Below are 26069 nucleotides of genomic sequence, written 5' to 3'. Positions count from 1 at the left end.
CATGACCGGCACACTGCCGATCGCCCCGCTGCGCCTGGAAGCAGGCGAGCGCCTGGCCTGGCACGCCGAGACCGACCTGCTGGTGGTCGGCTTCGGCGGCGCCGGCGCCTGTGCAGCCCTGGAGGCGCGCGAACGCGGCCTTGAAGTGCTGGCCCTGGACCGCTTCGCCGGCGGCGGCGCCACCGCGCGCAGTGGCGGGGTGGTCTATGCCGGTGGCGGCACGCCCTACCAGCGCCAGGCCGGATACGCCGACGACGCCGAGGCGATGTTCCGCTATCTGCAGGGCGAGGTGGCGGACGCCGTACAGAGTGCGACGCTGCGGGACTTCTGCGAGCGCAGTGTCGACCAGCTCGCCTGGCTGGAGCGCCAGGGCGCACGCTTCGAAGCCAGCGTGCCACCGCAGAAGACGTCCTATCCCAGCGACCGTTTCTACCTCTATTACTCGGGCAATGAAGCCGTGCCGGCCTACGCCAGCCTGGCGCAACCGGCGCCGCGCGGGCACCGCACCAAGGGCCGCGGCATGTCCGGCGCTGCGCTGTTCGCGGCCTTGCGTGCTGCGGCGCGGGAGAAAGGTGTGCAGCTCTACCGCCAGTGCGAAGTACGTCGGCTGGTGCAGGACGCCAGCGGTGCGGTGGTCGGCGTCGAGGCCTGGCGCCTGCCGCCGGGCAGCTTCGCCGCGCGCCGACATGCCTGGCTGAGCCGCCTGGCCACCGGCCTGCACCCCTATGCACCGCCGCTGGCCGAGCGATTGATCGCTGCCCTGCGCCGCATCGAGGCGCGTCATGCGCGGCCGCTGCTGATCCGCGCGCGCAAGGGCGTGCTGCTCAGTGCCGGCGGTTTCATTTTCAACCGCGAGATGCTCGCCGAGCATGCGCCGCAGTACCTGGCCGGTCTGCCGCTGGGGACGCCGGGCTGCGATGGCAGCGGCATCCGCCTGGGGCTCGGCGCCGGTGCCGCGACGCAACGCCTGGACAAGGTCAGCGCCTGGCGCTTCATCAATCCGCCGCTGGCCTGGGCCCGTGGCGTGATCGTCAATGCACGGGGCGAGCGCTACTGCAACGAAGAGGTCTATGGCGCCACCCTCGGCCACGCCATGGTGGAAGAGCAGGGCGGCCGCGCCATCCTGATCCTCGACCGTGCGCTGCTCAGGGAGTCGCTGCGCCAGGTCGGGCCGGGCAAGGTCTGGTCGTTCCAGCGCCTGCCGGTGCTGCTCAACCTGCTGTTCAACCGCCGCCGGGGCGACACACCCGAAGCGCTGGCCCGCGCCATCGGCGTGCCGGCGCAGAACCTGAAGCACACGCTGGAGGAGTACAGCCGCGCCGCGCGGGGTGAACACACCGACGCCTTCGGCAAGTCTGCGGCGATGCTTGCCGATATGGACGACGGCCCCTGGTACGCCCTGGACCTGTCCTTCGACAGCACGCTCTTCCCCTGTCCAGCCATCACCCTCGGCGGGCTGCGCGTCTGCGAGCGCAGCGGTCGCGTGCTGGACCCTGCCGGTGCAGCAATTCCGGGGCTGTACAGCGCCGGCCGCAACGCGGTGGGTGTTGCTTCCAACCTCTACGTATCCGGCCTGTCCATCGCCGACTGCGTGTATTCCGGCCGCCGCGCCGCCGTCCACGCGGCGTCCCGCGCGGCAGCCGTCATCCCCGAAACCGCCTGAAGGAAAACAAGCATGAATCGAGTACAAGGCAAGGTCTGCATCGTCACCGGCGCCGCCAGCGGCATCGGCCGCGAGGACGCGCTGCTGCTGGCCGGCGAGGGCGCCCGCGTGGTCCTCACCGACCTCAACGAGGAGGCCGGCCGCGCGCTGGCCGAGCAGATCGGCGGCGACGCGCTGTTCATCCGTCACGACATCGCCAGCGAGAGCGACTGGCAGACTGTGGTGAAGACCACCCTGGAGCGTTTCGGCCGCCTCGACGTGCTGGTCAACAACGCCGCGATCCTCGCCCTGGGCAGCATCGAGGACACCAGCCTGGAGCTGTGGCGCAAAGTGCAGACCATCAACGGCGAGGGTTATTTCCTCGGTTGCAAGTACGCCATCGCGGCCATGAAGGAGAGCGGCGGCGGTTCCATCGTCAACATGTCCTCGGTGGCGGCGCTGGGCGGCATGCCGGCGTTCTGCGCCTACTCGGCATCCAAGGGCGCGGTGGCAGCGATGACCCGTTCCATCGCCCTGCACTGTAAGCAGCAGGGCTACCGCATCCGCTGCAACAGCGTGCACCCGGACGGCGTCAACACGCCGATGACACAGGCCCTGGCCGGCGGCCAGCCGATTCCGCAGGAGGCGCTGGACGCCGACCCGATGAACCGTATGTGCGCGCCGCAGGATATCGCCAACGTGGTGCTGTTCCTCGCTTCGGACGAGTCGCGCTTCATCAATGGCGCCGAAATCCGCGTGGACAACGCCCAGCTGATCAGCGGTATCTAAGATGGGTAGCGCGCAGCCCCTGGCGCCCCAGGCATCGTGCGCCGCCGGCAGCTTCCAGCTGGAGGTGGCCGAGGTCATCGAGGAAACCGCCGATGCGCGCTCGCTGGTGCTGCGCGTACCGGCGCAACTGGCCGAGCGCTTCGCCTACCAGGCCGGGCAGTTCCTCGGCTTCCGCGTCAGCGTGGCGGGCAAGCGCCTGCTGCGTTGCTACTCCATGTCCAGCGCGCCGGGGCTCGACTCGGCGCTGCGGGTCACGATCAAGCGCGTCGAAGGCGGGCGTGTATCGAACTGGATGAACGACAGCGTTCGCCCCGGCGATTGCCTGGAGGTGCTGCCGCCTGCGGGACACTTCCACCTGGGCGCGGAGCAGCGTGACCTGCTGCTGTTCGGTGGCGGCTCGGGCATCACGCCGGTGTTTTCCATCCTGCGCGAGGCACTGGCCAGCCGCGATTGCCGCATCCGCCTGGTGTACGCCAACCGTGATGCCGATTCGGTGATCTTCCGCGAGGCGTTGCGCAGCCTGCTGCGCGAGCATGGCGAGCGCCTGCAGGTGATCCATGTGCTGGACAGCGTGCAGGGCTTTCTCGCCGCCAGCGATCTACGTCATCTGCTACGTGGCTGGGAGGATGCCGAGTGCTTTATCTGCGGTCCCGGCCCGTTCATGGATACCGTGGAGAACGGTCTGCTGGCGGCGGGTGTGCCGTCGGCGCGGGTTCACGTCGAACGCTTCGTCTCGCCGCCCGATCCGGACGAGCTGGAAGCCGCCGACGAGCAGGCCCGGCTCGCTACCGCGGGTCTGCAGGTGGAGCGGCTGACCGTCAGCCTCGACGGCGCCGAGCACGAGATTGCCTGCGCCGCCGGTGAAACCCTGCTGGAAAGCTGCCGCCGTGCCGGGCTGGCGCCACCGGCGTCCTGCGAGGAGGGCTTCTGCGGTGCCTGCATGTGCCGGGTGGAGCAGGGCGAGGTGCTGCTGCCGCGCAACGATGTGCTCAGCGCCGCTGAGCTGGCCGAAGGCTGGACCCTGGCTTGCCAGGGCCGGGCGGGCAGCCGCGAGGTGCGCGTGCGCTTCCCCGATTGAGGCCGGATAGAAGGCCGAACCGAAAGATTGCTCTCGAGTGAGGGGCGGTGCCTGCCCCCTTTTTCGCCCGGCTCTGCCGGGCTTTTTTTCTTCCTGCAGGAGCGAGCTGGCTCGCGAACGCACTCTGCCGCCTGTCCCGGTGTGTGCGGGGTTCGCGAGCAAGCTCGCTCCTACAAAAAACGGTACTGGCTGAATCTCGTGTGGGCGCCAGCGTTCTTCTCCGTGTGGGTGCCGACGGATGACCCGTTCCAGCCTGTGCGGTCTGCTCGCTCCTAGGAAAAACGGGGCTTGCGCAGCGGCTAGTCCCAATGGACGATTTGCCGCCGCCGCCGGCTCGCTAGTCTGCGGCGCAGAGCAAACCGACAACAACAAGCAGAGGTGTGCGAATGAATCGACTGCAAGGCAAGATCGCCGTGATCACGGGTGCGGCATCGGGTATCGGGCTGGCCTGCGCCCGTTGTTTCGCCGAGGAGGGCGCCCAGGTCGTCGGCCTGGACGTGGGCCAGGCGCCGGCGGACTTCCCCGGCCTGTTCATGGCCCTGGACGTGCGCGACGAGAACAACGTACAGCAGGTGATGGGTGAAGTCGTCTCGCGCCATGGTCGCCTCGATGTACTGGTCAACGCCGCGGGCGTCGCCAGCCAGGGCAGCGTTACCGCGTCGCCCACCAGCGAGTGGCAGCGTGTGCTGGACATCAACCTCACCGGCACCATGTACACCAGCAAGCACGCGGTGGCGCAGATGGTCGAGCAGCGCAGCGGCTCGATCATCAACATCGGCTCGATCTTCGGTCTGCAGGGCTGCGATGGCAACACTGCCTACAACGTGGCCAAGGGCGGCATCAACCAGCTGACCCGCTCCATGGCCATCGACTACGGCCACGCCAACGTGCGGGTCAACGGCCTCTGCCCGGGGCTGATCGAAACCCCGATGACGCAAATGGTCCGCGAGCAGGAAGCCTTCCACGCCTTCTTCGCCTCGCAGCACATGCTGTGCCGCGCCGGGCAGCCGGAGGAGGTGGCCAAGGTGGCGCTGTTCCTGGCTTCCGACGACGCGTCCTTCGTCAGCGGGCAGATGATTGCCGTCGACGGCGGCTTCTCCGCGGGCCGCCGTTTCGCGCCGCCCCAGGCCTGAGCCCGGCCATGCCAGCGGGCCGGCCCGGTGCCGGCCCACTCTCGATTCCCGTTCGTCCTGAGCTGCCCGCCATGAACTGCCCGCCGTCCGCCCTGACCATTCCCCAGCTGCTTGCCGCCACGGCGTGCACCTATGCTGGCCTGCCGGCCATCGAGGACGGCGACGTCCGCCTGAGCTACCGCCAGCTCGACGACGCACGCCGCCGCGCCGCGCGGGCGCTTCTGGCACTGGGTGTCGGCCATGGCGAACGGGTGGCGGTGTGGGCGCCGAATGTCTGGGAATGGATAGTCGCGGCGACGGCGCTGCAAAGCGTCGGCGCCGTGCTGGTGCCGCTGAACACCCGGATGAAGGGCGCCGAAGCTGCCCTGGTGCTGCGCGAAAGCGGTGCCAACCTGTTGTTCGTGATGAGCGAGTTCCTCGGCATCGACTTCCCGGCGTTGCTGGACGACGAGGAGCTACCGGCGCTGCGCCAACGCGTGATCCTGCGTGGCTCTCGGGAGCGCGCGCTGGACTGGCCAGCCTTCCTCGCGCTGGCCGATGACGTCGACGACAGCGCCCTGGAGCAGCGGCAGGCAGCGATTCACGCTGACGACCTGTGCGACCTGCTGTTCACCTCCGGCACCACCGGCAAGCCCAAGGGCGTGATGACCGCCCACGGGCAGAACCTGCAACTGGTGCGCGACTGGAGCGAAATGGTCGGCCTGCGCGAAGGTGACCGCTACCTCATCGTCAATCCGTTCTTCCACAGCTTCGGCTACAAGGCCGGCTGGCTGGCGGCACTGATGCGCGGGTGCTGCATCCTGCCGCAAGCGGTGTTCGATGTTCCCCTGCTGCTGGAGCGCGTGGCCGCCGAACGGGTGACGGTGCTACCCGGCCCGCCGACGCTGTACCAATCGCTGCTGGCCCATCCGCGCCGTGGCGAGTTCGACCTGTCCTCGCTGCGGGTGGCCGTTACCGGCGCCGCCTCGGTGCCGGTTGAGATGGTCCGGCGCATGCGCAGCGAGCTGGGCTTCGAGACCATCGTCACGGCCTACGGCCTCACTGAAACCTGCGGCTTCGTCACCATCTGCCGCCCCGGCGACGACGCCGAGACCATCGCCACCACCAGCGGCCGGGCCTTCCCCAACGTCGAGGTGCGCTGCGTCGACAGCCAGGGCTGCAGCGTGGCCAGCGGCGAGCCGGGCGAAGTGGTGGTGCGTGGCTACAACCTGATGCGCGGCTACTTCAACAATCCCGAAGCGACCGCCGAGGCAATCGACCGCGACGGCTGGCTGCACACCGGCGACGTCGGCGTGCTCGATGAGCGCGGCTACCTGCGCATCACCGATCGGCTCAAGGACATGTTCATCAACGGCGGCTTCAACGTGTACCCGGCGGAGGTCGAGCAGACCATCCTCGGCTACCCCGGCGTGGCCCAGGCCGCGGTGATCGGCATCCCCGACGAGCGCCTGGGGGAGGTGGCCATGGCGTTCCTGTTGCCGGCCTCCGGCCAGGCGATCGACCTGGACGCCTTCCTCGCCTGGTGCCGCGAGCGCATGGCCAACTACAAGGCGCCGCGCCGGGCCATGCTGCTCGATGCACTGCCGCTCAATGCCGCCGGCAAGGTGACCAAGGCAGCGTTGCGGGAGTTGGCTGCGCAGCACGCCTGAACCGCTTGTTCCCGGATATCGACGGCCCGCTTGCGGGCCGTCCTGCATTCTGCCGCGAGCCACGCGCGAGGGGCTTTTTGCGCTAGTCCCATTGGACGATGTTGGCCACCGCCCGCGCTGTTTGAATCCTCATCACCAGCCGATCCGCACGACGCATCGGCGATGACGATGAGGAGAACACCATGGATATCCGCGGACTGGGCTACGTGACCGTCCTGGCCAGCGACCTGGAGCGCTGGCGCAGCTACGCCAGCGACGTGCTGGGCATGATGGTGGACGCCGCCGCTCCCGAGGGCGCGCTGTACCTGAAGATGGACGAGCGCCATTACCGCCTGCTGGTGCTGCGTGACGAGCGCGACGGCTACGGCGCCAGCGGCTGGGAAGTGGCCGGCAAGGCCGCCTTCGAGCAGGCCGTCGCCGAGCTGGCCCAGGCGGATGTCGAGGTGGCCCGTGGCAGCGCTGCCGACTGCGCGCTGCGCAAGGTCCAGGAGCTGGCGCTGTTCCGCGATCCGGACGGCAATCGCCATGAACTGTTCTGGGGGCCGTGCCAGGACTTCCGCCCGTTCGTCTCGCCGGCGGGCGTCAGCGGTTTCGTCACCGGCGCCATGGGCATGGGCCACGTGGTGCTGCCGGCGCCGGCCTTCGAGCGCTGCCGCGACTTCTACGAGCAGGTGATGGGCTTCGGCCTCTCCGACCTGATGAAGGTGCGCTTCACCCCTGACCCGCAGGAGCCGGAGAAGCGCATCCACTTCCTCCACTGCAACAACGCCCGTCACCACTCCCTGGCGATCTTCGAGTGCCCGATCCCCAGCGGCTGCGTGCACCTGATGCTGGAAACCGCCGCCCTCGACGACGTCGGCCGCGCGCTGGATCGCGTGCACGCCAGCGGCGTGAAGCTCTCGGCGACCCTGGGCAAGCACACCAACGACCAGATGGTGTCGTTCTACATGCAGAGCCCCGGCGGCTTCGACATCGAGTACGGCCATGGCGGGCTGGAAGTGGACTGGGCGGCGCACACGCCGTTCGAAAGCACCGTGGTCAGCCATTGGGGCCACGACTTCAGCGTCGGCCGCCAGTAAGGAGCGCAACATGGACAAATGCATGACGGCCAGCGAGGCGGTCGCCCGGCTGCGCGACGGCATGACCATTGGCATCGGCGGCTGGGGCCCGCGCCGCAAGCCCATGGCGCTGATCCGCGAAATCCTCCGTTCCGGGCTCAAGGACCTCACCGTCGTCGCCTATGGCGGCGCTGACGTCGGCATGCTCTGCGCTGCCGGCAAGGTCAGGAAGCTGGTATTCGCCTTCGTCTCGCTGGATTTCATTCCGCTCGAACCCTACTTCCGCAAGGCCCGCCAGGCCGGCGAGCTGGAAGTGATGGAGATCGACGAAGGCATGCTGCTGCTGAGCCTGCGCGCAGCGGCGATGAACGTGCCGTTCCTGCCCACCGCCGTGGGCCTGGGTACCGATGTGCTCAGGCACAACCCGCAGATCAGGCTGGTGGCCTCGCCCTACGCCGACGGCCGCGACTGGGTCGCCATGCCGGCGCTGGAGCTGGACGCGGCGCTGGTCCATGTCGACCGCGCCGATGCCCGTGGCGTCTGCCAGATCGAAGGGCCGGACCACTACATGGACGACCTGTTCGTGCGTGCCGCGAAGCAGACCTTCGTCAGTTGCGACGAGCTGGTGGATTCCGCGCACTTCCACGCCAACCCGCAGGCGGCGCGCCAGGTGTTCTGGGAGCGCAACCTCACCGATGGCGTGGTGCATGTCCCCGGCGGCGCGCACCCCAGTTCCTGCGCACCGCTGTACGGCTTCGACGTGCCGCACTTCCAGCGCTACAACGCCTCGGCCCAGGAAGAGGGCGGCTGGCAGCGCTACTACGACGAATTCATCCGCGACGGCGAAGCCGCCTACCTGGACAAGGTCGGCGGGCTCGACGCACTCCGCAAGCTGCCCCTACCGGTGTTCTGACCATGACTGACGCAACCGCTTCCTGCAGCCTCGCCGAGCTGCTGATCTGCGCCGCCAGCGAGTGCTGGCGCGACGACGGCGAAGTGCTCGCCACCGGCATCGGCGTGGTCCCGCGCCTGGCCGCTTCCCTGGCCATGCTGAGCAGCAACCCGGACCTGCTGATGACCGATTCCGAGGCCTTCATGGTCGCCGAGCCGGTGCCGCTGGGCGCGCGCAACGGCTACGTGCCGAAGTTCGACAGCTGGATGGGCTTCTCGCGCATCTTCGACAACGTCTGGGGCGGCCGCCGCCATGCGCTGGTCGGGCCGACCCAGATCGACCGCTTCGGCCAGGCGAACATCTCCTGCATCGGCGACTACGCCAGGCCCAAGGCACAGATGCTCGGCGTGCGCGGCTTCCCCGGCAACTCCATCAGCCACGCCAACTCCTTCTTCGTGCCGGCGCACAGCCGCCGGGTGTTCGTCGAAGGCGAGGTCGACATGGTTGCCTCGGTCGGCTACAACCCGGCGCGCCTGGCCCGTGGCTGGTCGCTGGACGACATCGACATCCGCCTGATCGTCACCGACCTCTGCGTGCTCGACTTCGGCGGCCCGCAGCGACAGATGCGCGTGCGCTCGCTGCATCCGGGCGTGGAGCTGGCGCAGGTGCTGGACAACACCAGCTTCGACCTGGCGCTGCCGGCGCAGATCCCGACCACCGCGCTGCCCACGACGGCGCAACTGGAAATCCTCCAGCGCCTGGACCCGCACAACCTGCGTAGCCGCCAGCTCAAGGACAATCCGCCGGTCGTGCGCAGCGCCGAAGGAGTGCGGTCATGAGCGAAGAGGTCGTCCTCTACGAAGTCCAGGGCCCGGTGGCCCTGGTCAGCATGAACCGCCCGGAGTTCCACAACGCGCAGAACTCGAAGATGACCTACGCGCTGGACGCGGCCTTTCGCCGTGCCTGCGACGACGATGCGGTCAAGGTCATCGTCCTGCGCGGCGAGGGCAAGCACTTCTCCGCCGGCCACGACATCGGCACGCCGGGGCGCGACGTCAACCAGAGCTTCGACCGCGCCAGCCTGTGGTACGACCACGTGAACAAGCCCGGCGGCGAGTTCCTCTATGCCCGCGAGCAGGAGGTCTACCTGGGCATGTGCCGGCGCTGGCGCGAGATGCCCAAGCCGACCGTGGCCATGGTGCAGGGTGCCTGCATCGCCGGCGGGCTGATGCTGGCGTGGGTCTGCGACCTGATCGTCGCCAGCGACGATGCCTACTTCCGCGACCCGGTGGTGCGCATGGGCATTCCCGGCGTCGAGTACTTCGCCCACGTGCATGAACTCAATCCGCGCATCGCCAAGGAGTTCCTCTTCCTCGGCGAGCGCCTGGGCGCCGAGCGTGCCTGGCAGTTGGGCATGGTCAACAAGGTGGTGCCGCGCGATGTGCTGCTGGACGTGACCCTGGACATGGCCCGGCGCGTCGCCGAGATGCCGCGCCTCGGGCTGCAGTTGGCCAAGCAGGCGGTGAACAACGCCGAGGACCTGATGGGCAAGCGCGCCACCATGGACATGGTGTTCGGCCTGCACCACTTCGCCCACGCCCACAACGAGCTGGTCAGCGGCGACCGCCTGGGCGGCTACGATGCCCGCGCCATGGCCAGCTCGCAGCGCGAGCCGGTGGAGGGCGGCCGATGAGTGCGGACCTGGGCACCCGCGTCAGCCAACTGCTCGGTTGCCGCTACCCGATCATCCAGACCGCCATGGGCTGGGTGGCCGACCCGCGCCTGGTGGCGGCCACCGGCAATGCCGGCGGCTTCGGCTTCCTCGCCGGGGCGACCATCGAGCCGCAGCGGATGGAGGCGGCGATCCTGGAGACCCGCTCGCTGACGACGGCGCCGTTCGGCGTGAACTTCCATATGTATCAGCCCAACGCTGGCGAGATCGTCGAGCTGGTGCTGCGCCACGGGGTGAAAGCGGTGAGCTACAGCCGCTCGCCGGGCAAGCAGATGATCGCCCGGCTGAAGGAAGCCGGGGTGATCTGCATGCCCACCGTCGGTGCGCTCAAGCACGCGCAGAAGGCCGTGGAGATGGGCGCCGACATCGTCACCGTGCAGGGCGGCGAGGGCGGCGGCCACACCGGCGCAGTGCCGACCTCGCTGCTGCTGGCGCAGGTGCGCGAAGCGGTGCAGGTGCCGGTCGTCGCGGCAGGCGGCTTCCATGACGGCGCCGGCCTGGTGGCTGCGCTGGCCCTGGGCGCCGAGGGCGTGGCCATGGGCACGCGCTTCCTGATGAGCCGCGAAAGCCCGGTACCGGACGCCACCCTGGCGCGCTACCTGGGCGTGAAGGACCCGGCGCAGGTGATCGTCAGCCGCGCGCTGGACGGCCTGCCGCAACGGATGATCCGCAACGAACTGCTCGATGCCCTGGAAGCGGCCGGCCCCTGGCGCCGCCTGGGCCTGGCCGTGCAGTGCGCGCTGGCCTACCGCCGCCACTCCGGCATCAGCCTGGCGCAGATGCTCCAGGCCCTGCGCAACCGTGGCGAGCTGACGCTTTCCCAGGCGCTGCTGGCGGCCAACGCACCGATGGTGATCCAGAAGGCCATGGTCGACGGCCAGCCCGAAGATGGCGTGCTTCCGGCCGGGCAGGTCGCCGCGCTGCTCGGTTGCCGCCTGCCGTGCGCCGAGATCATCCAGAACATCGTCACCCAGGCCGAAGCCCGCCTCGCCGAGCTGGCCCGCCGGGTAGAACCGCAGCCGTCACAGGAGAACCGCCATGCCGCCGTTTCGCGTTGAGATCCACGAGCACATCGCCGAGCTGGTGTTCGACCGGCCGCCGGTGAACGCCTTCGACTGCGCCGGCTGGGCCGCCATCGCCGCCGAGCTGGAACGCCTGGGCCGCGATGACGCGGTGCGGGTCATCGTCATCCGCGCCGAGGGCCGGGGCTTCTGCGCCGGCGTCGACATCAAGGAACTGGCCGCCGACGGCAACCTGATCGTCGCGGTGAACAAGGGCAACTACGACAGCTTCAAGGCTGTGCACCGCAATCCCAAGCCGGTGATCGCCGCCGTGCATGGCTTCGTCCTGGGTGGCGGTATCGGCCTGTGCGGCGCGGCGGACATCGTCGTCGCCAGCGAGTGCGCGACTTTCGGCGTGCCCGAGGTGGACCGCGGCGCCATGGGCGGCGGCGCGCACCTGCAGCGGCTGTTCCCGGTGCAGAAGGTGCGCCACATGTACTTCACCGGCGAGCCCATCGATGCCTTCGAGGCCTATCGGCTGGGCGCGGTGGAGCGCGTGGTGCCGCGCGAGCAGCTGCGCGACGCGGCGCTGGACGTGGCCCGCAGGATCGCCGCCAAGAGCCCGGCGATGATCGCCCTGGCCAAGGAGGCGCTGACCGGCATCGAGGACGGCAACCTCGAAGACAAGTACCGCTGGGAGCAGGGCTTCACCCTCGAGGCCTACCGCTCGCTGGACTCCCAGGAAGCGCGCGACTCCTTCGTCGAGAAGCGCGAAGCGCAATTCAACTGATCACAGGCAGCAGCCCATGGACCTGAACTACAACAACGAACAACAGGCCTTCCGCGAGGAAGCGCGCGCCTGGCTGGCGGCCAATGTGCCGCAGAAACCCTTGCCCTCGTACGACACCGAGGAGGGCTTCCGCCTGCACCGCGAGTGGGAAGCGCGCCTGCACGACGGCCACTGGGGCATGGTGACCTGGCCGCAGGAGTATGGCGGCCGCGGTTGCGACCTGATCCAGTGGCTGATCTTCGAGGAAGAGTACTACCGCGCCGGCGCTCCCGGCCGGGTCAACCAGAACGGCATCTTCCTGCTCGGCCCGACGCTGATGGAGTTCGGCACCGAGGAGCAGAAGGCCCGCTTCCTGCCGCGCATGGCGCGCGGGCAGGACGTCTGGGCCCAGGGCTGGTCCGAACCGGGCGCAGGCTCCGACATGGCGGCGATCCGTTCGCGGGCCGAGCGCGTGGGCGACCACTACGTGATCAATGGCCAGAAGACCTGGTCGACCCGCGCGGTCTGGGCCGACTGGCTGTTCGGCATGTTCCGCACCGACCCGGCCTCCAGCCGCCACCATGGGCTGACCTTCATCCTGGTGCCGCTGGACTCGCCGGGCATCACCGTGCGCCCGATCGCCCAGCTCGACGGCTTGCCGGGCTTCGCGGAAATCTTCTTCGATGACGTCAAGGTGCCGGTGGAGAACGTCCTCGGCGGCGAAGGGCAGGGCTGGCATGTGGCGATGTCCACCGCCGGCTTCGAGCGTGGGCTGATGCTGCGCTCCCCGGCGCGCTTCCAGGAAACCGCGCGGCGCCTGCTGCAGCTGTACCTGGACAACCGCGAGGTGGCCGACCGCGATCCGGCCATCGGCGAGGCGGTGATGCGTGCCTGGCTCGACGCCGAGGCCTACACCCTGAGCACCTACATGACCGCCTCGCGCCTGCAGCAGGGCGGCCGCATCGGCCCGGAATCCTCGACCAACAAGATCTTCTGGTCGGAGCTGGACCAGCGCATGCACGACACCGCCCTGAGCATCCTCGGCGCCCGCGCCGAACTGCTGCCCGGCGAGCCGCTGGCCGGTGAGGTCGGGCGTTGGCTGGACGGTTTCCTGTTCTCCCTGGCCGGCCCGATCTACGCCGGCACCAACGAAATCCAGCGCAACATCATCGCCGAACGCATGCTCGGCATGCCGCGCGCCTGAGGAGCCGGGACATGGACTTCACTTTCAACGACGACCAGCTGAGCTTCCACGACAGCGTGCGCGCCTTCCTCACCAACCAGGTGACCCCGGAGCGCCAGCGTGAACTCTGGGGCAGCGAGACCGGGCGCAGCGACGAACTCTGGGCGCAGCTCGCCGAACTCGGCCTGACCGCCCTGAACCTGCCCGAAGCCTATGGCGGCCTGGGCCTGGACGAAACCGACTGGGTGCTGCCGGCGCAGGAGTGCGGCTACGCCGCGCTGGCCGAACCGCTGCTCGACAGCGTGCTGGTGGGCGCGCCTTTGCTGGCCGCGCTCGGTGACGAGCACGAGGCACTGAAAGCCGACTGGCTGGGGCGCATCGCCGCTGGCCAGGCGCGGCTCGCGGTCGGCCATCCGGACAACCTGCTGGTAGCCGACGCCCACGTCGCCGACCTGCTGATCCTCGGTCACCACGACGACATCCACGCCGTCCCGCGCGAGGCCGTGCAGCTGACCCGCAGCCAGGCGCTCGACCCGGCGCGCCGCCTGTTCAGCGTTGCCTGGACGCCCAGCGCCGCCACTCGTGTGGCCAGTGGCGAGCAGGCTCGCAGCTTGTGGGCGGCGGCCTTCGAGCGCGGCGCGCTGGCGTGCGCCGCGCAGCAACTGGGTCTGGCCCGGCGCATGGTCGACCTGGCGGTGGACTACAGCTTCGAGCGCAAGCAGTTCGGCAAACCCATCGGCAGCTTCCAGGCGGTCAAGCACCTGATGGCCGATGTGGCGGTACTCATCGAGTTCGCCAAGGCGCCGCTGTACCGCGCGGCGCAGTCCCTCGCCGAGGGTCACCCGCAGGCGGCGCTGCACGTTTCCCAGGCGCGCCTGGCGTGCTCGGAAGCCGCACAGCTGGCGGCGAAGAACGCCATCCAGGTACACGGCGCCATGGGTTACACCTGGGAAGTCGACCTGCAGCTCTACATGAAGCGCGCCTGGGCCCTGGACAAGGTCTGGGGCGACCGCAGCCTGCACAAGGCGCGGTTGTGCCAGGCACTGTTCGGCGGGGCGATCAGCGCCGGCGCCGGCCACACCTTCGCGGTCTGAGGAGATCGAAATGGCAGAAGCCTACATCGTCGACGCCCTGCGCACGCCCACCGGCAAGCGCAAGGGCGGCCTGGCGCAGATCCATGCCGCCGACCTGGGCGCCCACGTGCTGCGCGAGCTGGTGCAGCGCAACGGCATCCCCGACGCGGACTACGACGACGTCATCTTCGGCTGCGTCGATACCATCGGCCCGCTGGCCGGCGACATCGCCCGCACCTGCTGGCTGGCCGCCGGCCTGGACCAGGGCGTGCCCGGCACCACCGTGGACCGCCAGTGCGGCTCCTCGCAGCAGGCCGTGCACTTCGCCGCGCAGGCGGTGATGAGCGGCACCCAGGACGTGGTGATCGCCGGCGGCGTGCAGACCATGACGCAGATCCCGATTTCCTCGGCCATGACTGCCGCCGAGCCGCTGGGCTTCAGCGATCCGTTCAGCGGCTCGGAAGGCTGGGTCAGGCGCTATGGCGCCACGCCGCCGAGCCAGTTCCGTTCCGCGCAGATGATCGCCGAGAAGTGGGACATCAGCCGGGAGGCGCTGGAAGCCTATTCGCTGGAGTCCCATCGCCGCGCCCTGCGCGCCATCGAAGCGGGGCGCTTTGCCCGCGAGATCGTTCCCATGGCCGGGGTTGCGCACGACGAGACGCCGCGCCAGACCAGCCTGGCGAAGATGGCCGAGCTGGAAACCCTGTTCGGTTGTGACCGCGTCACGGCCGGCGTTTCCAGCCAGACCTGCGACGCCGCCAGCGCGCTGCTGATCGTCTCCGAGCGAGCGCTCAAGCGCTACAACCTGACGCCGCGGGCGCGCATTCACCACCTCAGCGTGCGCGCAGACGACCCGGTGTGGATGCTCACCGCGCCGATACCCGCCACCGCCTACGCACTGAAAAAGGCCGGCATGCGCCTGGACGACATCGACCGGGTGGAGATCAACGAAGCCTTCGCCTCGGTGGTCATGGCCTGGCTGCAGGAAACCGGCTACCCCCACGAGCGCACCAACGTCAACGGCGGCGCCATCGCCCTCGGTCACCCGCTGGGCGCCACCGGTGCGCGGCTGATGACCACGCTGCTGCATGAGCTGGAGCGCACTGGCGGCCGCTACGGCCTGCAGACCATGTGTGAAGGCGGTGGGCAGGCCAACGTGACCATCATCGAGAGACTGTGATGGGGCGGCTGCGCTAGGCCATGCGGCGTTGGAATGCGGGTCGTGAATGCTCATTGGCTGCAGCCAACTCCGCTTCCCGCCCCGCATTCCGCCTTGCCTGGCCGTCGCTCGCTACGCCCCGAAGATTTGTTCTGCGCGTACTAGCGCAACCGCTTGGAGAACCCCATGTCCATCTGCAAAGACCGCGTCGTCATCATCACCGGCGCAGGCGGCGGCCTTGGCCGCGCCTACGCCCTGGCCCTGGCGGCAGAGGGCGCGAAAGTGGTGGTCAACGACATCAACCGCGAAGCCGTGGCCGGCGTTGTCGCGCTGATCCGTGACCAGGGCGGCCAGGCCATCGGCGACTGCCACGACATCACCGACTACCACGAGGCCGGCGAGATCGTTCGCGCCGCCATCGCCGCCTTCGGGGACCTGCACGCGGTGGTCAACAATGCCGGCATCTGCCGCGACCGCATGTTCGCCAGCCTCACCGAGGCCGACTGGGACGCGGTGATGAACGTGCACCTCAAGGGCCACTTCTGCATCGCCAGCCACGCCGTGCACCACTGGCGCGACCAGGCCAAGGCAGGCGTGACGGTGCGCGCGCGGATCATCAACACCAGTTCCGGCGCCGGGCTGCAGGGCTCCATCGGCCAGTCCAACTACTCGGCGGCCAAGGGCGGCATCGCTTCCCTCACGCTGGTGCAGGCCGCGGAACTGGCGCGCTACGGCATTACCGCCAACGCCCTGGCCCCGGCCGCCCGGACAGGCATGACCGAGCAGGTGTTCGCCGAGGTGATGAAGAAACCCGACGATGGCTTCGACTACTTCGCCCCGGAGAACGTCGCGCCGCTGGTGGCCTGGCTGGTGTCTGAGGACTCCCAGCACGTCAGCGGCCGCCTGTTCGAGGTGGAAGGCGGCAAGCTCTCCCTCGGCGACGGTTGGCGCCGCGGCCCGGAACGCGACAAGGGCGAGCGCTGGTTGCCGGCGGAAGTCGGCGGTGTGGTCAACGAGCTGATCGACCAGGCCGTACCGGCGCAGAAGGTCTACGGCAGCTGACACGCATCCCCGCTTTGTGGGATGGGCTTCGCTTTGCTCCACTCATCTTCCGCTGCTGTTTGCAGGAGCGAGCTTGTTCGCGAACCACTTGCCGCTGCGGGGCCTAGCGCGTTGTAGGGATCTGCTCCTGCTCTTCGTAGGAGCGAGCTTGCTCGCGAACCAATCCCCGCTGCGGGGCCGGGTTCGCGAGCAAGCTCGCTCCTGCATTGTCTGGCCCACTTCAGTACGTTGCCCCACGTCCATTCGGACGATTCCCGCCCGGGCATCTCCCGCCAGACTGCGCCCATCCGACACCACAGGGCCGCCTTCCATGGAATTCGCCTTCACCGACGAGCAGCTGATGATTCGCGATAGCGCGGAAAGCTTCCTCGCCGATGCTTCACCTACCAGCGCCGTGCGCGCGGCGATGGCCGCGGGCGGGCACGACGCCATGCTCTGGCAGCGGATTCGCGATGAACTCGGCTGGCAGGCGTTGCTGGTGCCCGAGGCCCACGGCGGCCTGGGGCTGGGCTTCGTCGAGCTGGCCATCGTCCAGGAGCAGCTGGGCCGTCGCCTGGCGTCGTTGCCGTTCCTCGCCAGCGCCATCGCCATCTGCGCCCTGCGCCTGCTGGGTGGCGAGGCGCAACAGGCGCGATGGTTGCCGGCATTGGCCGAGGGCAGCCTGAGTGCCACCCTGGCGCTGGGCGCTGAAGGTGTGCCGGACGTCGGCGCGGTTCAGGTCCGGGCGCGCAAGGAGGGCGAGGGCTTCGTGCTGGATGGCCGCCTGCGCCCGGCGCTCGATGGCCACAGCGCCGACCTGCTGCTGATCCCCGCGCGGCTGGCCGGCAGCCGGGGCGAAGAGGGCATTTGCCTGTTCGCCGTTCCTGCGATCAGCAGCGGTTTGCAGCGTCGCGCCCTGGCCACGCTGGACCAGACTCGCCCGCTCGCCGAAATCGAATTGGACAATCTCTATCTCCCCGCTGACGCATTGCTCGGCGTAGCCGGCAGCGCCTGGCCGAAGCTGCAAACCGTCCTGCAACTGGCTGCCATCACGCTGGCCGCCGAGCAGGTCGGCGGCGCCCAGCAGGCGCTCGACCTCACCGTCGCCTACACCCGCGAACGCCAGCAGTTCGGCCGCCCGGTGGGCAGTTTCCAGGCGCTCAAGCACCGCATGGCGGACATGATGGTGAAGGTCGAATGCGCACGCTCAGCGCTCTACTACGCCGCGTGCGTGGCCCAGGAAGCGCTGGACGCCGAGGGCGACTCGGCCCTCGCCGCCGAGCTGCCGCTGGCCGCTGCCGTGGCCAAGTCCCACGCCTCGGAAGCCTTCTTCCACTGCGCCGCCGAGTCGATCCAGCTGCATGGCGGCGTCGGCTTCACCTGGGAGTACGACCCGCACCTGTACTTCAAGCGCGCCCGCGCCGGCGAGGGCCTGTTCGGCACGCCCGCCTGGCACCGCGAGCGCATCGCTGCCGCGATCCTGGAGGAATGCCCATGAAGATCGGATTCGACGCCGCCGACGAAGCCTTTCGCGACGAAGTCGCGCAGTGGCTGGCGGACAACCTGCGCGGCGAGTTCGCGCCGCTGCGTTTTCGCGGCGGCCCCGGTGACGAACACAGCTTCCCGGAGGAGCGCAAGGCCTGGGAGCGCAAACTCGCCGAGGGCGGCTGGACCTGCGTAGGCTGGGCCAGGGAGCACGGCGGGCGCGGTCTGTCGATCAACCAGCAGGTGATCTTCCACGAGGAATACGCCCGCGCCGGCGGCCCCGGTCGCATGGGCCACATCGGCGAAGGGCTGGCCGGGCCGACCATCGCTGCCTTCGGCAATGACGAACAGAAACGCCGGCTGCTGCCGGGCATCGTCAGCGGTCGGGAGTTCTGGTGCCAGGGCTATTCCGAGCCGGGCGCCGGCTCCGACCTTGCGGCGGTCAAGACCCGTGCCACGTTCGACGCCGAGCGTGGCGTGTGGCGGATCAACGGGCAGAAGGTCTGGACCTCGCTGGCCCACGAATCCGACTGGTGCTTCGTCATCGCCCGCAGCGAGGTGGGTAGCGTCGGCCACCACGGCCTTTGTTTCCTGCTGGTGCCGATGCACCAGCCGGGCATCAGCGTGCGGCCGATCGAGCAGCTCACCGGCACGTCGGAGTTCAACGAGGTGTTCTTCGACGACGCCGAAACTGCCGCCGAGAACCTGCTCGGCGCACCGGGGGATGGCTGGAAGATCGCCATGGCGCTGCTGGGCTTCGAGCGTGGGGTGTCCACCCTTGGCCAGCAGATGCAGTTCCACAACGAGCTGGACGAGATCATCCGCATTGCCCGCGCCAATGGCGCTGCCCGCGATCCGCTGCTGCGCCAGCGCCTGGCCGAGGCCTGGGGCGGGCTCAAGGTGCTGCGCTACAACTCGCTGCGCATGCTCTCCGGCACGCAGGACGGCGGCCTGCGGCCCGAGGCGCTGATCTACAAGCTGTGTTGGTCCGACTGGCACGCGCGGCTGGGCAAGCTGGCCATGGACGTGCTCGGCGCCGAGGCGGAAATCCTCGACGGCTCGCCGTACCGGCTCAGCCGCTTGCAGGGCCTGTTCCTGTTCAGCCGCTCCGACACCATCTACGGCGGCAGCAACGAGATCCAGCGCAACCTCATCGCCGAGCGTGCGCTCGGCCTGCCCAGAGAACCCAAGGTGCCTCGCTAGGAGATCGCACTCATGCTCAAACCCGAATACGTATCCGGCCGCGGCCTGCTGCGCGGCAAGTCGGTGCTGATCACCGCGGCCGCCGGCGCCGGCATCGGCTTTTCCGCCGCCCTGCGCGCTGCCGAGGAAGGCTGCCGCGCGCTGATGATCAGCGATATCCACGAAGGCCGGCTGAACGAGGCGGTGGAGCGCATCCGCCAGGCCTGCGGGCTGCAGGCGGTGTACGGGCAGGTGTGCAACGTCACCAGCGAGGAGCAGGTGCGCGCCCTGGTGGCGGCCGCCGAGGAACGCCTGGGCGGTGTCGACGTGCTGATCAACAACGCAGGGCTGGGCGGCTCGCGCACGCTGGTGGAAATGACCGACGAGGAGTGGAACCGCGTCCTTGACGTCACGCTCACCGGCACCATGCGCATGACCCGCGCCATGCTGCCGCACATGCTGGAGCGCCGCGCCGGCACCATCGTCAATAACGCTTCGGTGCTCGGCTGGCGCGCGCAGAAGGAACAGAGCCACTACGCCGCGGCCAAGGCCGGGGTGATGGCGCTGACCCGTTGTGTCGCGCTGGAGGCCGCGGAGCACGGCGTGCGCATCAACGCCGTGAGCCCGAGCATCGCCCTGCACGATTTCCTGCGCAGGTCCGCCCCCCAGGAACTGCTGGAGAAACTGGCGTCCACCGAAGCCTTCGGCCGCGCCGCCGAGGTCTGGGAAATCGCCAACGTGATGATGTTCCTGGCCAGCGACTACAGCTCCTACATGACCGGCGAAGTACTGTCGGTCTCCAGCCAGAGGGCCTGACATGGCGCGTGTCTTCGAGCATCCGGAAGAACTTCTGGCCTGTATCGGCGAAGTGCTTGGCGAGAGTGACTGGCTCACCGTCGAGCAGTCGCGCATCGACCAGTTCGCGCAGGCCACCGGCGACCACCAGTGGATCCATGTCGACCCTGTGCGCGCGGCCAGCGGCCCCTATGGCACCTGCATCGCCCACGGCTACCTGACGCTGTCGCTGGTCAACCTGTTCCTGCCGCAGATCGTCGAGGTGCGTGGCATCGCCATGGGCGTCAACTACGGCTGCGACCGCGTGCGTTTTCCCAACGTGGTCAAGGCCGGCGCCCGCGTGCGTGGCCGCGCCGAGCTGGTCGCCGCCGAGGCGGTAAAAGGCGCGGTACAGGCCACCGTGCGGGTCAGCGTCGAGATCGAGGGCGAACAGCGCCCCGGCTGCGTGGTGGACACCATCAGCCGCTACTACCCCGCTTAACGAGCTCTTCGTCGTGCGTAGGGCGAATGACCTGGAACAGGTTATCCGCCGGCTGCGGTGTGGCGGATAACGCTGGCGCGTTATTCGCCCTACGAAAGCCGCCGCCCGCGCCCGGGGCTCCCTTACAAAAACCTGAGGATTCGCAATGAGAGAAGCCGTCATCGTCTCCACCGCCCGCACCGCCATCGGCAAGGCCTTCCGTGGCGCCTTCAACGACACCGAGGCGCCTGCCATGGGCGGTGCGGTGGTGGCCGAAGTGGTGCGCCGCGCCGGTGTCGAGCCGGGCGAGGTGGAGGACGTCATCATCGGCGCTGCCGCGCAGCAGGGCACCCAGGCCTACAACCTCGGGCGCCTCTGCGCCATCGCCGGCGGCCTGCCGTCGAGCGTGGCCGGCATGGCCGTGGAGCGCCAGTGTGCATCGGGCCTGATGAGCATCGCCATCGCCGCCAGGTCCATCGCCTGCAATGAACTGGATATCGCCGTGGCCGGCGGCCTGGAGTCCATTTCCCTGGTGCAGAACAAGCACAAGAACGCCTACCGCAACCAGTCGCAGGCGGTGCTTGCGCACGACCCGGTGGCCTACATCCCGATGATCGAGACCGCCGAGATCGTCGCTGCACGCTACGGCATCAGCCGCGAAGCCCAGGATGCGTATTCGCTGCGCAGCCAGCAGCGCACGGCGGCAGCGCAGCGCGACGGCCTGTTCGCCGACGAAATCCTGCCCCTGCACGCCCAGCGCCTGGTGGTGGATAAGGCCAGTGGCGAAAGCCGCCACGAAACCGTGCTGATCGACCGCGACGAATGCAACCGTGCCGATACCACGCTTGCCAGCCTCGCGGCGCTGGAACCGGTGTGGCAGGGCGGCCAGTGGAGCGAGGCGGGGCGGTTCATCACCGCCGGCAACGCATCCCAACTCTCCGACGGCGCCTCGGCATCGCTGCTGATGGAAGCGCGCGAGGCAGAGCGCCGCGGTCTGCAACCGCTGGGCATCTACCGGGGCCTGGCGGTGGCCGGCTGCAACGCCGACGAGATGGGTATCGGGCCGGTCTTCGCGATCCCGAAGCTGCTCCAGCGCCACGGCCTGAAGATGGACGACATCGGTCTGTGGGAGCTCAACGAAGCCTTCGCCTGCCAGGTGCTGTTCTGCCAGGACAAGCTGGGCATCCCCGATGAGCGCCTGAACGTCAACGGCGGTGCCATCGCCATCGGCCATCCGTTCGGCATGTCCGGCGCGCGCATGGCCGGCCACGCGCTGCTGGAAGGGCGTCGTCGCGGCGTGCGTTACGTCGTGGTGAGCATGTGCATCGGCGGCGGCATGGGCGCGGCTGCCCTGTTCGAGGTGGCCTGATGGACGCCCAACTGATCCGCCGGCGCATGGCGCGCTACGTGGAACTGGTGGACGCCGGCGATATCGATGGCATCCTCGCGCTCTATGCTGACGACGCGGTGGTCGAGGACCCGGTGGGCGCCGAGCCTCAGGTGGGGATCGAGGCCATCGCTCGCTTCTACCGCGAGGGGCTCGGCCGCGCCGAAGTCAGCGCCCAGCTCACCGGGCCGGTGCGGGTCACCGGCAACGGTTGCGGCGCCATGCCGTTCCGCGTCGACCTGAACTGGAACGGCGCGCCGTGCAGCCTGCATGTGATCGACGTGATGGAGTTCGACGAGCACGGCCTCATTCGCCGCATGAAGGCGTATTGGGGGGACCTCAACCTGGAGCAGCGGCCGGAGTGAAGCCGGCGTACACCGCGGCGCGTGATACGCCCTGCGGTGAGGCTACTTGTAGGAGCGAGCTTGCTCGCGAACAGACTCCGCTGCGGGGCCCGGGTTCGCGAGCAAGCTCGCTCCTACAGGGGCGGTTTATCGGCCGCTGAAGCTGGCGTTCTGCGTCTTGCCGGTTTCGTAGAAGGCTTTCAGGTTCACCGCGATCTTCGCCACGGTCCGCCGCAGCGCGCCGGCCAGCAGCCATTCACCCAGGCGCCCGCCGCGCAGGTCGCCGTCCAGGCTCAGGACCAGTCGGGTGCGCGCGTCTCCCTCGGGAAGCAGTGCGTAGCGGAAGCTGGCCTGGCGAAACGGGAAGGGCGGCCCCTGCTCGGCGCGATGCAGGCGCAGCACCAGGCCCTGGCCTTCGTGCCAGTCGACCACGCTTTCGTCGAGGAAGCCGCGCTTCATGTGCACCCGCCGGCTGGCGCCGAGGCCTTCGCGCGGGCCGGGGTGGAAGTCGCAGCCGGTCAGGCCGGGCACATAGTGCGGCGCCAGGCTGAGGTCGCGCAGGCGCGCCCAGGCGGCGGCGTGGGGCAGGTCGAGAATCAGTTCGTGTCGGGCACTGAGCATGGCGTCATCCCTGGGCCGCTTCGAGGAAGGCGGGGCGCTCGCCGCCGCCGTGCAAGGCAATCTCGGCGCCGCTGACATAGGCCGCCAGCGGTGAAGCAAGATACAGGCAGGCGTCGCCGATATCACCCGGCTCGGCCAGTCGCCCCAGCGGAACGGTGCTGGCGACGCGTTGCAGGCCAGCTTCGTCGCCGTAGTGCAGGTGGCTCTGCTCGGTGCGGATCAGCCCGCCGATCAGCGCGTTGACGCGCACCTTCGGCGCCCATTCCACCGCCAGCGAGCGGCCCAGGTTGAGCAGCCCGGCCTTGGCTGCGCCATAGGCGGCGGTGCCAGGGGAAGGGCGGGTGGCGCTGACGCTGCAGATGTTGATGATGCTGCCCCCGTCGGCCTGCTGCTGCATGCGCTGGTTGGCCAGTTGGCAGAGATTGAGCGGCGCCAGCAGGTTGAGCCGGACGATGGCCTCGGAGAAGCGCGGTGAAGCGTCGGCGGCATCGGCGTACGGCGCGCCGCCGGCGTTGTTGATCAGCACGTCCAGGCGGCCATAGCGTTCGTCGATGGCGGACATCAGTGCCTGCAGTTGCTCGAAATCGCGCACGTCGCAGGGGATGAACCAGGCTTCACGCCCTTCGTGGCTGGGCAGTTGCTCGGGCGCCTCGCGGCCGCAGATCACCACCTCGGCGCCCTGTTCCAGGAAACGCTGGCTGATGCCCCGGCCGACACCCTTGCCACCGCCGGTGACCAGCACCACCTGGCCGCTGAAATCCAAAGCTCTCGTCATGTCCGTGCCTCTGTGGGGAAGGCTTGCAGCCTAGGCGCGGCGGCCCCGCGCGCCCACGTCCGAAGGGACTAGGGCGGTCAGCGAGGTGTCGCTGGATAGCGCCTTTCGCGAGCAAGCTCGCTCCTGCGAAGAGCCGTTTGGTTCCAGGGGCTGGTGCCAGTGACCCATCCCACGAAGGGCGAGCCTGCGCACGAAACCACCCGTAGTCCTCTCGGACGATGTGGCACCGGCCAGGGCGCCGAAATAATCCCGGCACATTCCCCCTGGAGCGATGCCATGGCTGCCTTGCCGCAAGGACACTTCGTCACCCTCAACGACGGACTCCGACTGCATTACCTGGACAGCGGCAACGGCGACGCCGTGCTGTTCATCCACGGCAGCGGCCCCGGCGCCAGCGGCCACAGCAACTTCAAGCAGAACTACCCGGAGTTCGTCGTGGCTGGCCATCGCGTGCTGGTGCCGGACCTGCCGGGCTACGGCGCCAGCGACAAGCCGGAAACCGACTACACCCTGGATTTCTTCGTCGATGCCCTGTTCGGCCTGCTCGACGCGCTGGACATCCCGCGCTGCACCCTGGTGGGCAACTCCCTGGGCGGTGCCATCGCCATCCGCATGGCCTTGCTGCAGCCGCAGCGCATCACCCGCCTGGTGCTGATGGCGCCCGGCGGCCTGATGGAGAAGGAGCAGTACTACCTGCAGATGGAGGGCATCCAGAAGATGGGCGCGGCCTTCGCCAACGGCGAGCTGAACGACGCCGCCGGCATGCGTCGCCTGCTCTCGCTGCAGCTCTTCGATGCCGCGCAGATCAGCGATGAAACGGTGAACGAGCGCGTTGCCGTGGTGAAGGAGCAGCCGCGCTGCGTGCTGACCCGCATGCAGGTGCCGAACCTGTCGGCACAGTTGGCCGAGCTGAGCTGCCCGATCCTCGGTTTCTGGGGCATGAACGACAAGTTCTGCCCGGCCAGCGGCGCGCAGACGCTGATGCAGGCGTGCCGCAACATCCGCTTCGTGCTGCTCAGCGAGTGCGGGCACTGGGTGATGGTGGAGCACCGTGCGCTGTTCAATCGCGAAGTGCTGGCCTTCCTCGCGGAGGACGCGGTATGAGCGAGCTACTCCAGCGTCAGCACGCCGATGAACTCTACGCCGCGCTCATGGAGGGCCGCACCCTGGCGCCGCTGACCGAGCGCTGGGCCGATATCGGTATCGAGGATGCCTACCGCATCTCCCAGCACATGCTGCAACGCCGCCTGGCTGACGGCGACGAGCTGGTGGGCAAGAAGATCGGCGTCACCTCCGCAGCCGTGCAGCGCATGCTCGACGTGCACCAGCCGGACTTCGGTTTCATCACCCGCCGGATGTGGTTTGCCAATGGTGCCGATATCTCGCTCGCGGAAAACCGCCTGATCCAGCCCCGCGCGGAGGGCGAGATCGCCTTCCGCCTCAAGCATGACCTGAAGGGCCCCGGCGTGACCGAGGCCGATGTGCTGGCGGCCAGCGAATGCGTGATGGCCTGCTTCGAGATCGTCGATTCGCGCATCCACGACTGGAAGATCCGCATCCAGGACACCGTGGCCGACAACGCTTCCTGCGGCGTGTTCGTCCTCGGCGAGGTGGAGCGCGACCCGCGCGAGCTGGACCTGCCCAACCTGCGCATGCGCGTGCGCAAGAACGGCATGCCGATCAGCGAGGGCCTGGGTTCGGCGGTGCAGGGCAACCCGCTCACTGCCGTGGCCTGGCTGGCCAACACCCTGGGCGCCTTCGGCATCCCCTTCAAGGCGGGCGAAATCATCCTCTCCGGCTCGCTGGTGCCCCTGGAGCCGGCGCGGGCCGGCGACCATTTCGAACTGGATATCGACGGCCTGGGCAGCGCCCGGGTGTCCTTCCGTGCATAGGAGTCATCCATGAGCAAGAAACTACGGGCCGCGATCATCGGCCCCGGCAACATCGGCACCGATCTGCTGATGAAGATGCGCCGGTCCGAGTGGATCGAACCGGTGTGGATGGTCGGCGTCGACCCGTCTTCGGATGGCCTGGCGCGTGCCCGCGAGTTCGGCCTGAAGACCACTTCCGAGGGCGTCGACGGCCTGCTGCCGCACGTACTGGACGACGACATCCGCATCGCCTTCGATGCCACTTCGGCCTATGTACATGCCGAGAACAGCCGCAAGCTGAACGCCCTCGGCGTGATCATGGTCGACCTCACGCCGGCGGCCATCGGGCCGTTCTGCGTGCCGCCGGTGAACCTCGCCGAGCATGCCGGCAACCTGGCGATGAACGTCAACATGGTCACCTGCGGCGGCCAGGCCACGATTCCCATGGTGGCGGCGGTCTCACGGGTGCAGCCGGTGGACTATGCCGAGATTGTCGCCACCGTTTCGTCGCGCTCGGTCGGGCCGGGCACGCGCAAGAACATCGACGAATTCACCCGCACCACCTCCGGCGCGATCGAGCAGGTCGGCGGGGCGAAACAGGGCAAGGCGATCATCGTCATCAACCCCGCCGAGCCGCCGCTGATGATGCGCGACACCATCCATTGCCTGACCGCCGGCACGCCGGACCAGGCGGCAATCCGCAGCTCGGTGCACGAGATGATCCGCGAGGTGCAGCGCTACGTGCCGGGCTACAAGCTGATCAACGGCCCGGTGTTCGAGGGTAACCGCGTCTCGGTGTACCTGGAGGTGGAAGGCCTGGGCGACTACCTGCCCAAGTCCGCCGGCAACCTCGACATCATGACCGCCGCCGGCCTGCGCACCGCCGAGATGTTCGCCGAACAAGCCCACCAGGGCGCCCTGCAACTGCCGTCCCGCTGAGGAGAATCACC

The 26069-nt window shown here is 68.8% G+C and carries 26 protein-coding genes; 24 read left to right on the top strand and 2 right to left on the bottom strand.

The window, feature by feature from the left end:
• The first annotated feature begins 1 nt into the window (after window position 1).
• The 21 genes from A6723_RS08525 (at window position 2) to A6723_RS08425 (ending at window position 21873) form a co-directional block, all read left to right on the top strand.
• A complete protein-coding gene (locus A6723_RS08525) occupies window positions 2-1663 on the top strand; it encodes an FAD-binding protein (RefSeq protein ID WP_054907169.1) in 1662 nt (553 codons plus the stop codon).
• Between the two features lie 12 nt (window positions 1664-1675).
• Complete coding sequence (locus A6723_RS08520; protein WP_054907168.1) at window positions 1676-2431, top strand: glucose 1-dehydrogenase; 756 nt, start codon at window positions 1676-1678, stop codon at window positions 2429-2431.
• 1 nt (window position 2432) lies between these two features.
• On the top strand, window positions 2433-3509 hold the full coding sequence (locus A6723_RS08515; RefSeq protein ID WP_054907167.1) for a ferredoxin--NADP reductase: 1077 nt from the start codon (window positions 2433-2435) through the stop codon (window positions 3507-3509).
• A 386-nt stretch (window positions 3510-3895) separates the two neighbouring features.
• Window positions 3896-4642: an SDR family NAD(P)-dependent oxidoreductase gene (locus A6723_RS08510; RefSeq protein WP_054907166.1), complete on the top strand. Its 747-nt coding sequence runs from the start codon at window positions 3896-3898 to the stop codon at window positions 4640-4642.
• Window positions 4643-4713: 71 nt separating this feature from the next.
• A complete protein-coding gene (locus A6723_RS08505; protein ID WP_054907165.1) occupies window positions 4714-6291 on the top strand; it encodes a FadD3 family acyl-CoA ligase in 1578 nt (525 codons plus the stop codon).
• A gap of 182 nt (window positions 6292-6473) precedes the next feature.
• On the top strand, window positions 6474-7370 hold the full coding sequence (locus A6723_RS08500; protein WP_054907164.1) for a VOC family protein: 897 nt from the start codon (window positions 6474-6476) through the stop codon (window positions 7368-7370).
• 10 nt (window positions 7371-7380) lie between these two features.
• Entirely contained in the window at window positions 7381-8262 is an 882-nt protein-coding gene (locus A6723_RS08495; protein WP_054907163.1) for a CoA transferase subunit A, read from the top strand.
• A gap of 2 nt (window positions 8263-8264) precedes the next feature.
• Window positions 8265-9080: a CoA-transferase subunit beta gene (locus tag A6723_RS08490; protein WP_054907162.1), complete on the top strand. Its 816-nt coding sequence runs from the start codon at window positions 8265-8267 to the stop codon at window positions 9078-9080.
• A complete protein-coding gene (locus tag A6723_RS08485; RefSeq protein WP_054907161.1) occupies window positions 9077-9934 on the top strand; it encodes an enoyl-CoA hydratase in 858 nt (285 codons plus the stop codon). Before A6723_RS08490 ends, A6723_RS08485 begins: the two co-directional genes overlap by 4 nt.
• Entirely contained in the window at window positions 9931-11031 is a 1101-nt protein-coding gene (locus tag A6723_RS08480) for a nitronate monooxygenase family protein (protein WP_054907160.1), read from the top strand. The genes A6723_RS08485 and A6723_RS08480 overlap by 4 nt, the downstream gene beginning before the upstream one ends.
• Window positions 11012-11764, top strand: a complete 753-nt coding sequence (locus A6723_RS08475; protein WP_054907159.1) for an enoyl-CoA hydratase family protein — start codon at window positions 11012-11014, stop codon at window positions 11762-11764. Before A6723_RS08480 ends, A6723_RS08475 begins: the two co-directional genes overlap by 20 nt.
• Window positions 11765-11780: 16 nt before the next feature.
• Window positions 11781-12947 carry an acyl-CoA dehydrogenase gene (locus A6723_RS08470; RefSeq protein WP_054907158.1) on the top strand — a complete coding sequence of 389 codons (1167 nt, stop codon included), beginning with the start codon at window positions 11781-11783 and terminating at the stop codon, window positions 12945-12947.
• Between the two features lie 11 nt (window positions 12948-12958).
• Window positions 12959-14020, top strand: coding sequence for an acyl-CoA dehydrogenase family protein (locus A6723_RS08465; RefSeq protein ID WP_054907157.1), 1062 nt, complete (start codon window positions 12959-12961; stop codon window positions 14018-14020).
• A gap of 10 nt (window positions 14021-14030) precedes the next feature.
• Window positions 14031-15179, top strand: coding sequence for an acetyl-CoA C-acetyltransferase (locus A6723_RS08460; protein ID WP_054907156.1), 1149 nt, complete (start codon window positions 14031-14033; stop codon window positions 15177-15179).
• Between the two features lie 165 nt (window positions 15180-15344).
• Window positions 15345-16220 carry an SDR family oxidoreductase gene (locus A6723_RS08455; RefSeq protein WP_054907155.1) on the top strand — a complete coding sequence of 292 codons (876 nt, stop codon included), beginning with the start codon at window positions 15345-15347 and terminating at the stop codon, window positions 16218-16220.
• 310 nt (window positions 16221-16530) lie between these two features.
• On the top strand, window positions 16531-17697 hold the full coding sequence (locus tag A6723_RS08450; RefSeq protein WP_054907148.1) for an acyl-CoA dehydrogenase family protein: 1167 nt from the start codon (window positions 16531-16533) through the stop codon (window positions 17695-17697).
• The gene (locus A6723_RS08445; RefSeq protein ID WP_054907147.1) at window positions 17694-18887 is read left to right on the top strand and encodes an acyl-CoA dehydrogenase family protein; all 1194 of its coding nucleotides are present in this window, start codon (window positions 17694-17696) and stop codon (window positions 18885-18887) included. Before A6723_RS08450 ends, A6723_RS08445 begins: the two co-directional genes overlap by 4 nt.
• Window positions 18888-18899: 12 nt before the next feature.
• Window positions 18900-19682, top strand: a complete 783-nt coding sequence (locus tag A6723_RS08440) for an SDR family oxidoreductase (protein ID WP_054907146.1) — start codon at window positions 18900-18902, stop codon at window positions 19680-19682.
• A gap of 1 nt (window position 19683) precedes the next feature.
• A complete protein-coding gene (locus tag A6723_RS08435) occupies window positions 19684-20142 on the top strand; it encodes a MaoC family dehydratase (protein ID WP_054907145.1) in 459 nt (152 codons plus the stop codon).
• Window positions 20143-20287: 145 nt separating this feature from the next.
• The gene (locus tag A6723_RS08430; protein WP_054907144.1) at window positions 20288-21490 is read left to right on the top strand and encodes an acetyl-CoA C-acyltransferase; all 1203 of its coding nucleotides are present in this window, start codon (window positions 20288-20290) and stop codon (window positions 21488-21490) included.
• A complete protein-coding gene (locus A6723_RS08425; protein ID WP_233297684.1) occupies window positions 21490-21873 on the top strand; it encodes a nuclear transport factor 2 family protein in 384 nt (127 codons plus the stop codon). The genes A6723_RS08430 and A6723_RS08425 overlap by 1 nt, the downstream gene beginning before the upstream one ends.
• Window positions 21874-21999: 126 nt before the next feature.
• Here A6723_RS08425 and A6723_RS08420 read toward each other — a convergent pair whose 3' ends face one another.
• A complete protein-coding gene (locus tag A6723_RS08420; protein ID WP_054907143.1) occupies window positions 22000-22473 on the bottom strand; it encodes an SRPBCC family protein in 474 nt (157 codons plus the stop codon).
• 4 nt (window positions 22474-22477) lie between these two features.
• Window positions 22478-23248, bottom strand: a complete 771-nt coding sequence (locus A6723_RS08415) for an SDR family oxidoreductase (protein WP_054907142.1) — start codon at window positions 23246-23248, stop codon at window positions 22478-22480.
• A gap of 276 nt (window positions 23249-23524) precedes the next feature.
• On the opposite strand from A6723_RS08415, the gene A6723_RS08410 reads away from it, so the two are divergent.
• The 3 genes from A6723_RS08410 to A6723_RS08400 are packed head-to-tail and all read left to right on the top strand — an operon-like array spanning window position 23525 to window position 26058.
• A complete protein-coding gene (locus A6723_RS08410; RefSeq protein WP_054907141.1) occupies window positions 23525-24352 on the top strand; it encodes an alpha/beta fold hydrolase in 828 nt (275 codons plus the stop codon).
• On the top strand, window positions 24349-25140 hold the full coding sequence (locus tag A6723_RS08405) for a fumarylacetoacetate hydrolase family protein (RefSeq protein ID WP_054907140.1): 792 nt from the start codon (window positions 24349-24351) through the stop codon (window positions 25138-25140). The genes A6723_RS08410 and A6723_RS08405 overlap by 4 nt, the downstream gene beginning before the upstream one ends.
• Window positions 25141-25149: 9 nt before the next feature.
• Window positions 25150-26058, top strand: coding sequence for an acetaldehyde dehydrogenase (acetylating) (locus tag A6723_RS08400; protein WP_054907139.1), 909 nt, complete (start codon window positions 25150-25152; stop codon window positions 26056-26058).
• The last annotated feature ends 11 nt before the right edge of the window (window positions 26059-26069 follow it).

This window comes from Pseudomonas sp. AU11447 (assembly GCF_001672555.2).
Classification (GTDB): Bacteria; Pseudomonadota; Gammaproteobacteria; order Pseudomonadales; family Pseudomonadaceae; genus Pseudomonas; species Pseudomonas nitroreducens.
This window is presented reverse-complemented; position numbering and strand designations above follow the sequence as displayed.

Excerpts from the sequence above, each read along its gene's own strand:
- A6723_RS08525 (WP_054907169.1), top strand. The coding sequence starts at position 2 with ATGACCGGCACACTGCCGATCGCCCCGCTGCGCCTGGAAGCAGGCGAG.
- A6723_RS08520 (WP_054907168.1), top strand. The coding sequence starts at position 1,676 with ATGAATCGAGTACAAGGCAAGGTCTGCATCGTCACCGGCGCCGCCAGC.
- A6723_RS08515 (WP_054907167.1), top strand. The coding sequence starts at position 2,433 with ATGGGTAGCGCGCAGCCCCTGGCGCCCCAGGCATCGTGCGCCGCCGGC.
- A6723_RS08510 (WP_054907166.1), top strand. The coding sequence starts at position 3,896 with ATGAATCGACTGCAAGGCAAGATCGCCGTGATCACGGGTGCGGCATCG.
- A6723_RS08505 (WP_054907165.1), top strand. The coding sequence starts at position 4,714 with ATGAACTGCCCGCCGTCCGCCCTGACCATTCCCCAGCTGCTTGCCGCC.
- A6723_RS08500 (WP_054907164.1), top strand. The coding sequence starts at position 6,474 with ATGGATATCCGCGGACTGGGCTACGTGACCGTCCTGGCCAGCGACCTG.
- A6723_RS08495 (WP_054907163.1), top strand. The coding sequence starts at position 7,381 with ATGGACAAATGCATGACGGCCAGCGAGGCGGTCGCCCGGCTGCGCGAC.
- A6723_RS08490 (WP_054907162.1), top strand. The coding sequence starts at position 8,265 with ATGACTGACGCAACCGCTTCCTGCAGCCTCGCCGAGCTGCTGATCTGC.
- A6723_RS08485 (WP_054907161.1), top strand. The coding sequence starts at position 9,077 with ATGAGCGAAGAGGTCGTCCTCTACGAAGTCCAGGGCCCGGTGGCCCTG.
- A6723_RS08480 (WP_054907160.1), top strand. The coding sequence starts at position 9,931 with ATGAGTGCGGACCTGGGCACCCGCGTCAGCCAACTGCTCGGTTGCCGC.
- A6723_RS08475 (WP_054907159.1), top strand. The coding sequence starts at position 11,012 with ATGCCGCCGTTTCGCGTTGAGATCCACGAGCACATCGCCGAGCTGGTG.
- A6723_RS08470 (WP_054907158.1), top strand. The coding sequence starts at position 11,781 with ATGGACCTGAACTACAACAACGAACAACAGGCCTTCCGCGAGGAAGCG.
- A6723_RS08465 (WP_054907157.1), top strand. The coding sequence starts at position 12,959 with ATGGACTTCACTTTCAACGACGACCAGCTGAGCTTCCACGACAGCGTG.
- A6723_RS08460 (WP_054907156.1), top strand. The coding sequence starts at position 14,031 with ATGGCAGAAGCCTACATCGTCGACGCCCTGCGCACGCCCACCGGCAAG.
- A6723_RS08455 (WP_054907155.1), top strand. The coding sequence starts at position 15,345 with ATGTCCATCTGCAAAGACCGCGTCGTCATCATCACCGGCGCAGGCGGC.
- A6723_RS08450 (WP_054907148.1), top strand. The coding sequence starts at position 16,531 with ATGGAATTCGCCTTCACCGACGAGCAGCTGATGATTCGCGATAGCGCG.
- A6723_RS08445 (WP_054907147.1), top strand. The coding sequence starts at position 17,694 with ATGAAGATCGGATTCGACGCCGCCGACGAAGCCTTTCGCGACGAAGTC.
- A6723_RS08440 (WP_054907146.1), top strand. The coding sequence starts at position 18,900 with ATGCTCAAACCCGAATACGTATCCGGCCGCGGCCTGCTGCGCGGCAAG.
- A6723_RS08435 (WP_054907145.1), top strand. The coding sequence starts at position 19,684 with ATGGCGCGTGTCTTCGAGCATCCGGAAGAACTTCTGGCCTGTATCGGC.
- A6723_RS08430 (WP_054907144.1), top strand. The coding sequence starts at position 20,288 with ATGAGAGAAGCCGTCATCGTCTCCACCGCCCGCACCGCCATCGGCAAG.
- A6723_RS08425 (WP_233297684.1), top strand. The coding sequence starts at position 21,490 with ATGGACGCCCAACTGATCCGCCGGCGCATGGCGCGCTACGTGGAACTG.
- A6723_RS08420 (WP_054907143.1), bottom strand. The coding sequence starts at position 22,473 with ATGCTCAGTGCCCGACACGAACTGATTCTCGACCTGCCCCACGCCGCC.
- A6723_RS08415 (WP_054907142.1), bottom strand. The coding sequence starts at position 23,248 with ATGACGAGAGCTTTGGATTTCAGCGGCCAGGTGGTGCTGGTCACCGGC.
- A6723_RS08410 (WP_054907141.1), top strand. The coding sequence starts at position 23,525 with ATGGCTGCCTTGCCGCAAGGACACTTCGTCACCCTCAACGACGGACTC.
- A6723_RS08405 (WP_054907140.1), top strand. The coding sequence starts at position 24,349 with ATGAGCGAGCTACTCCAGCGTCAGCACGCCGATGAACTCTACGCCGCG.
- A6723_RS08400 (WP_054907139.1), top strand. The coding sequence starts at position 25,150 with ATGAGCAAGAAACTACGGGCCGCGATCATCGGCCCCGGCAACATCGGC.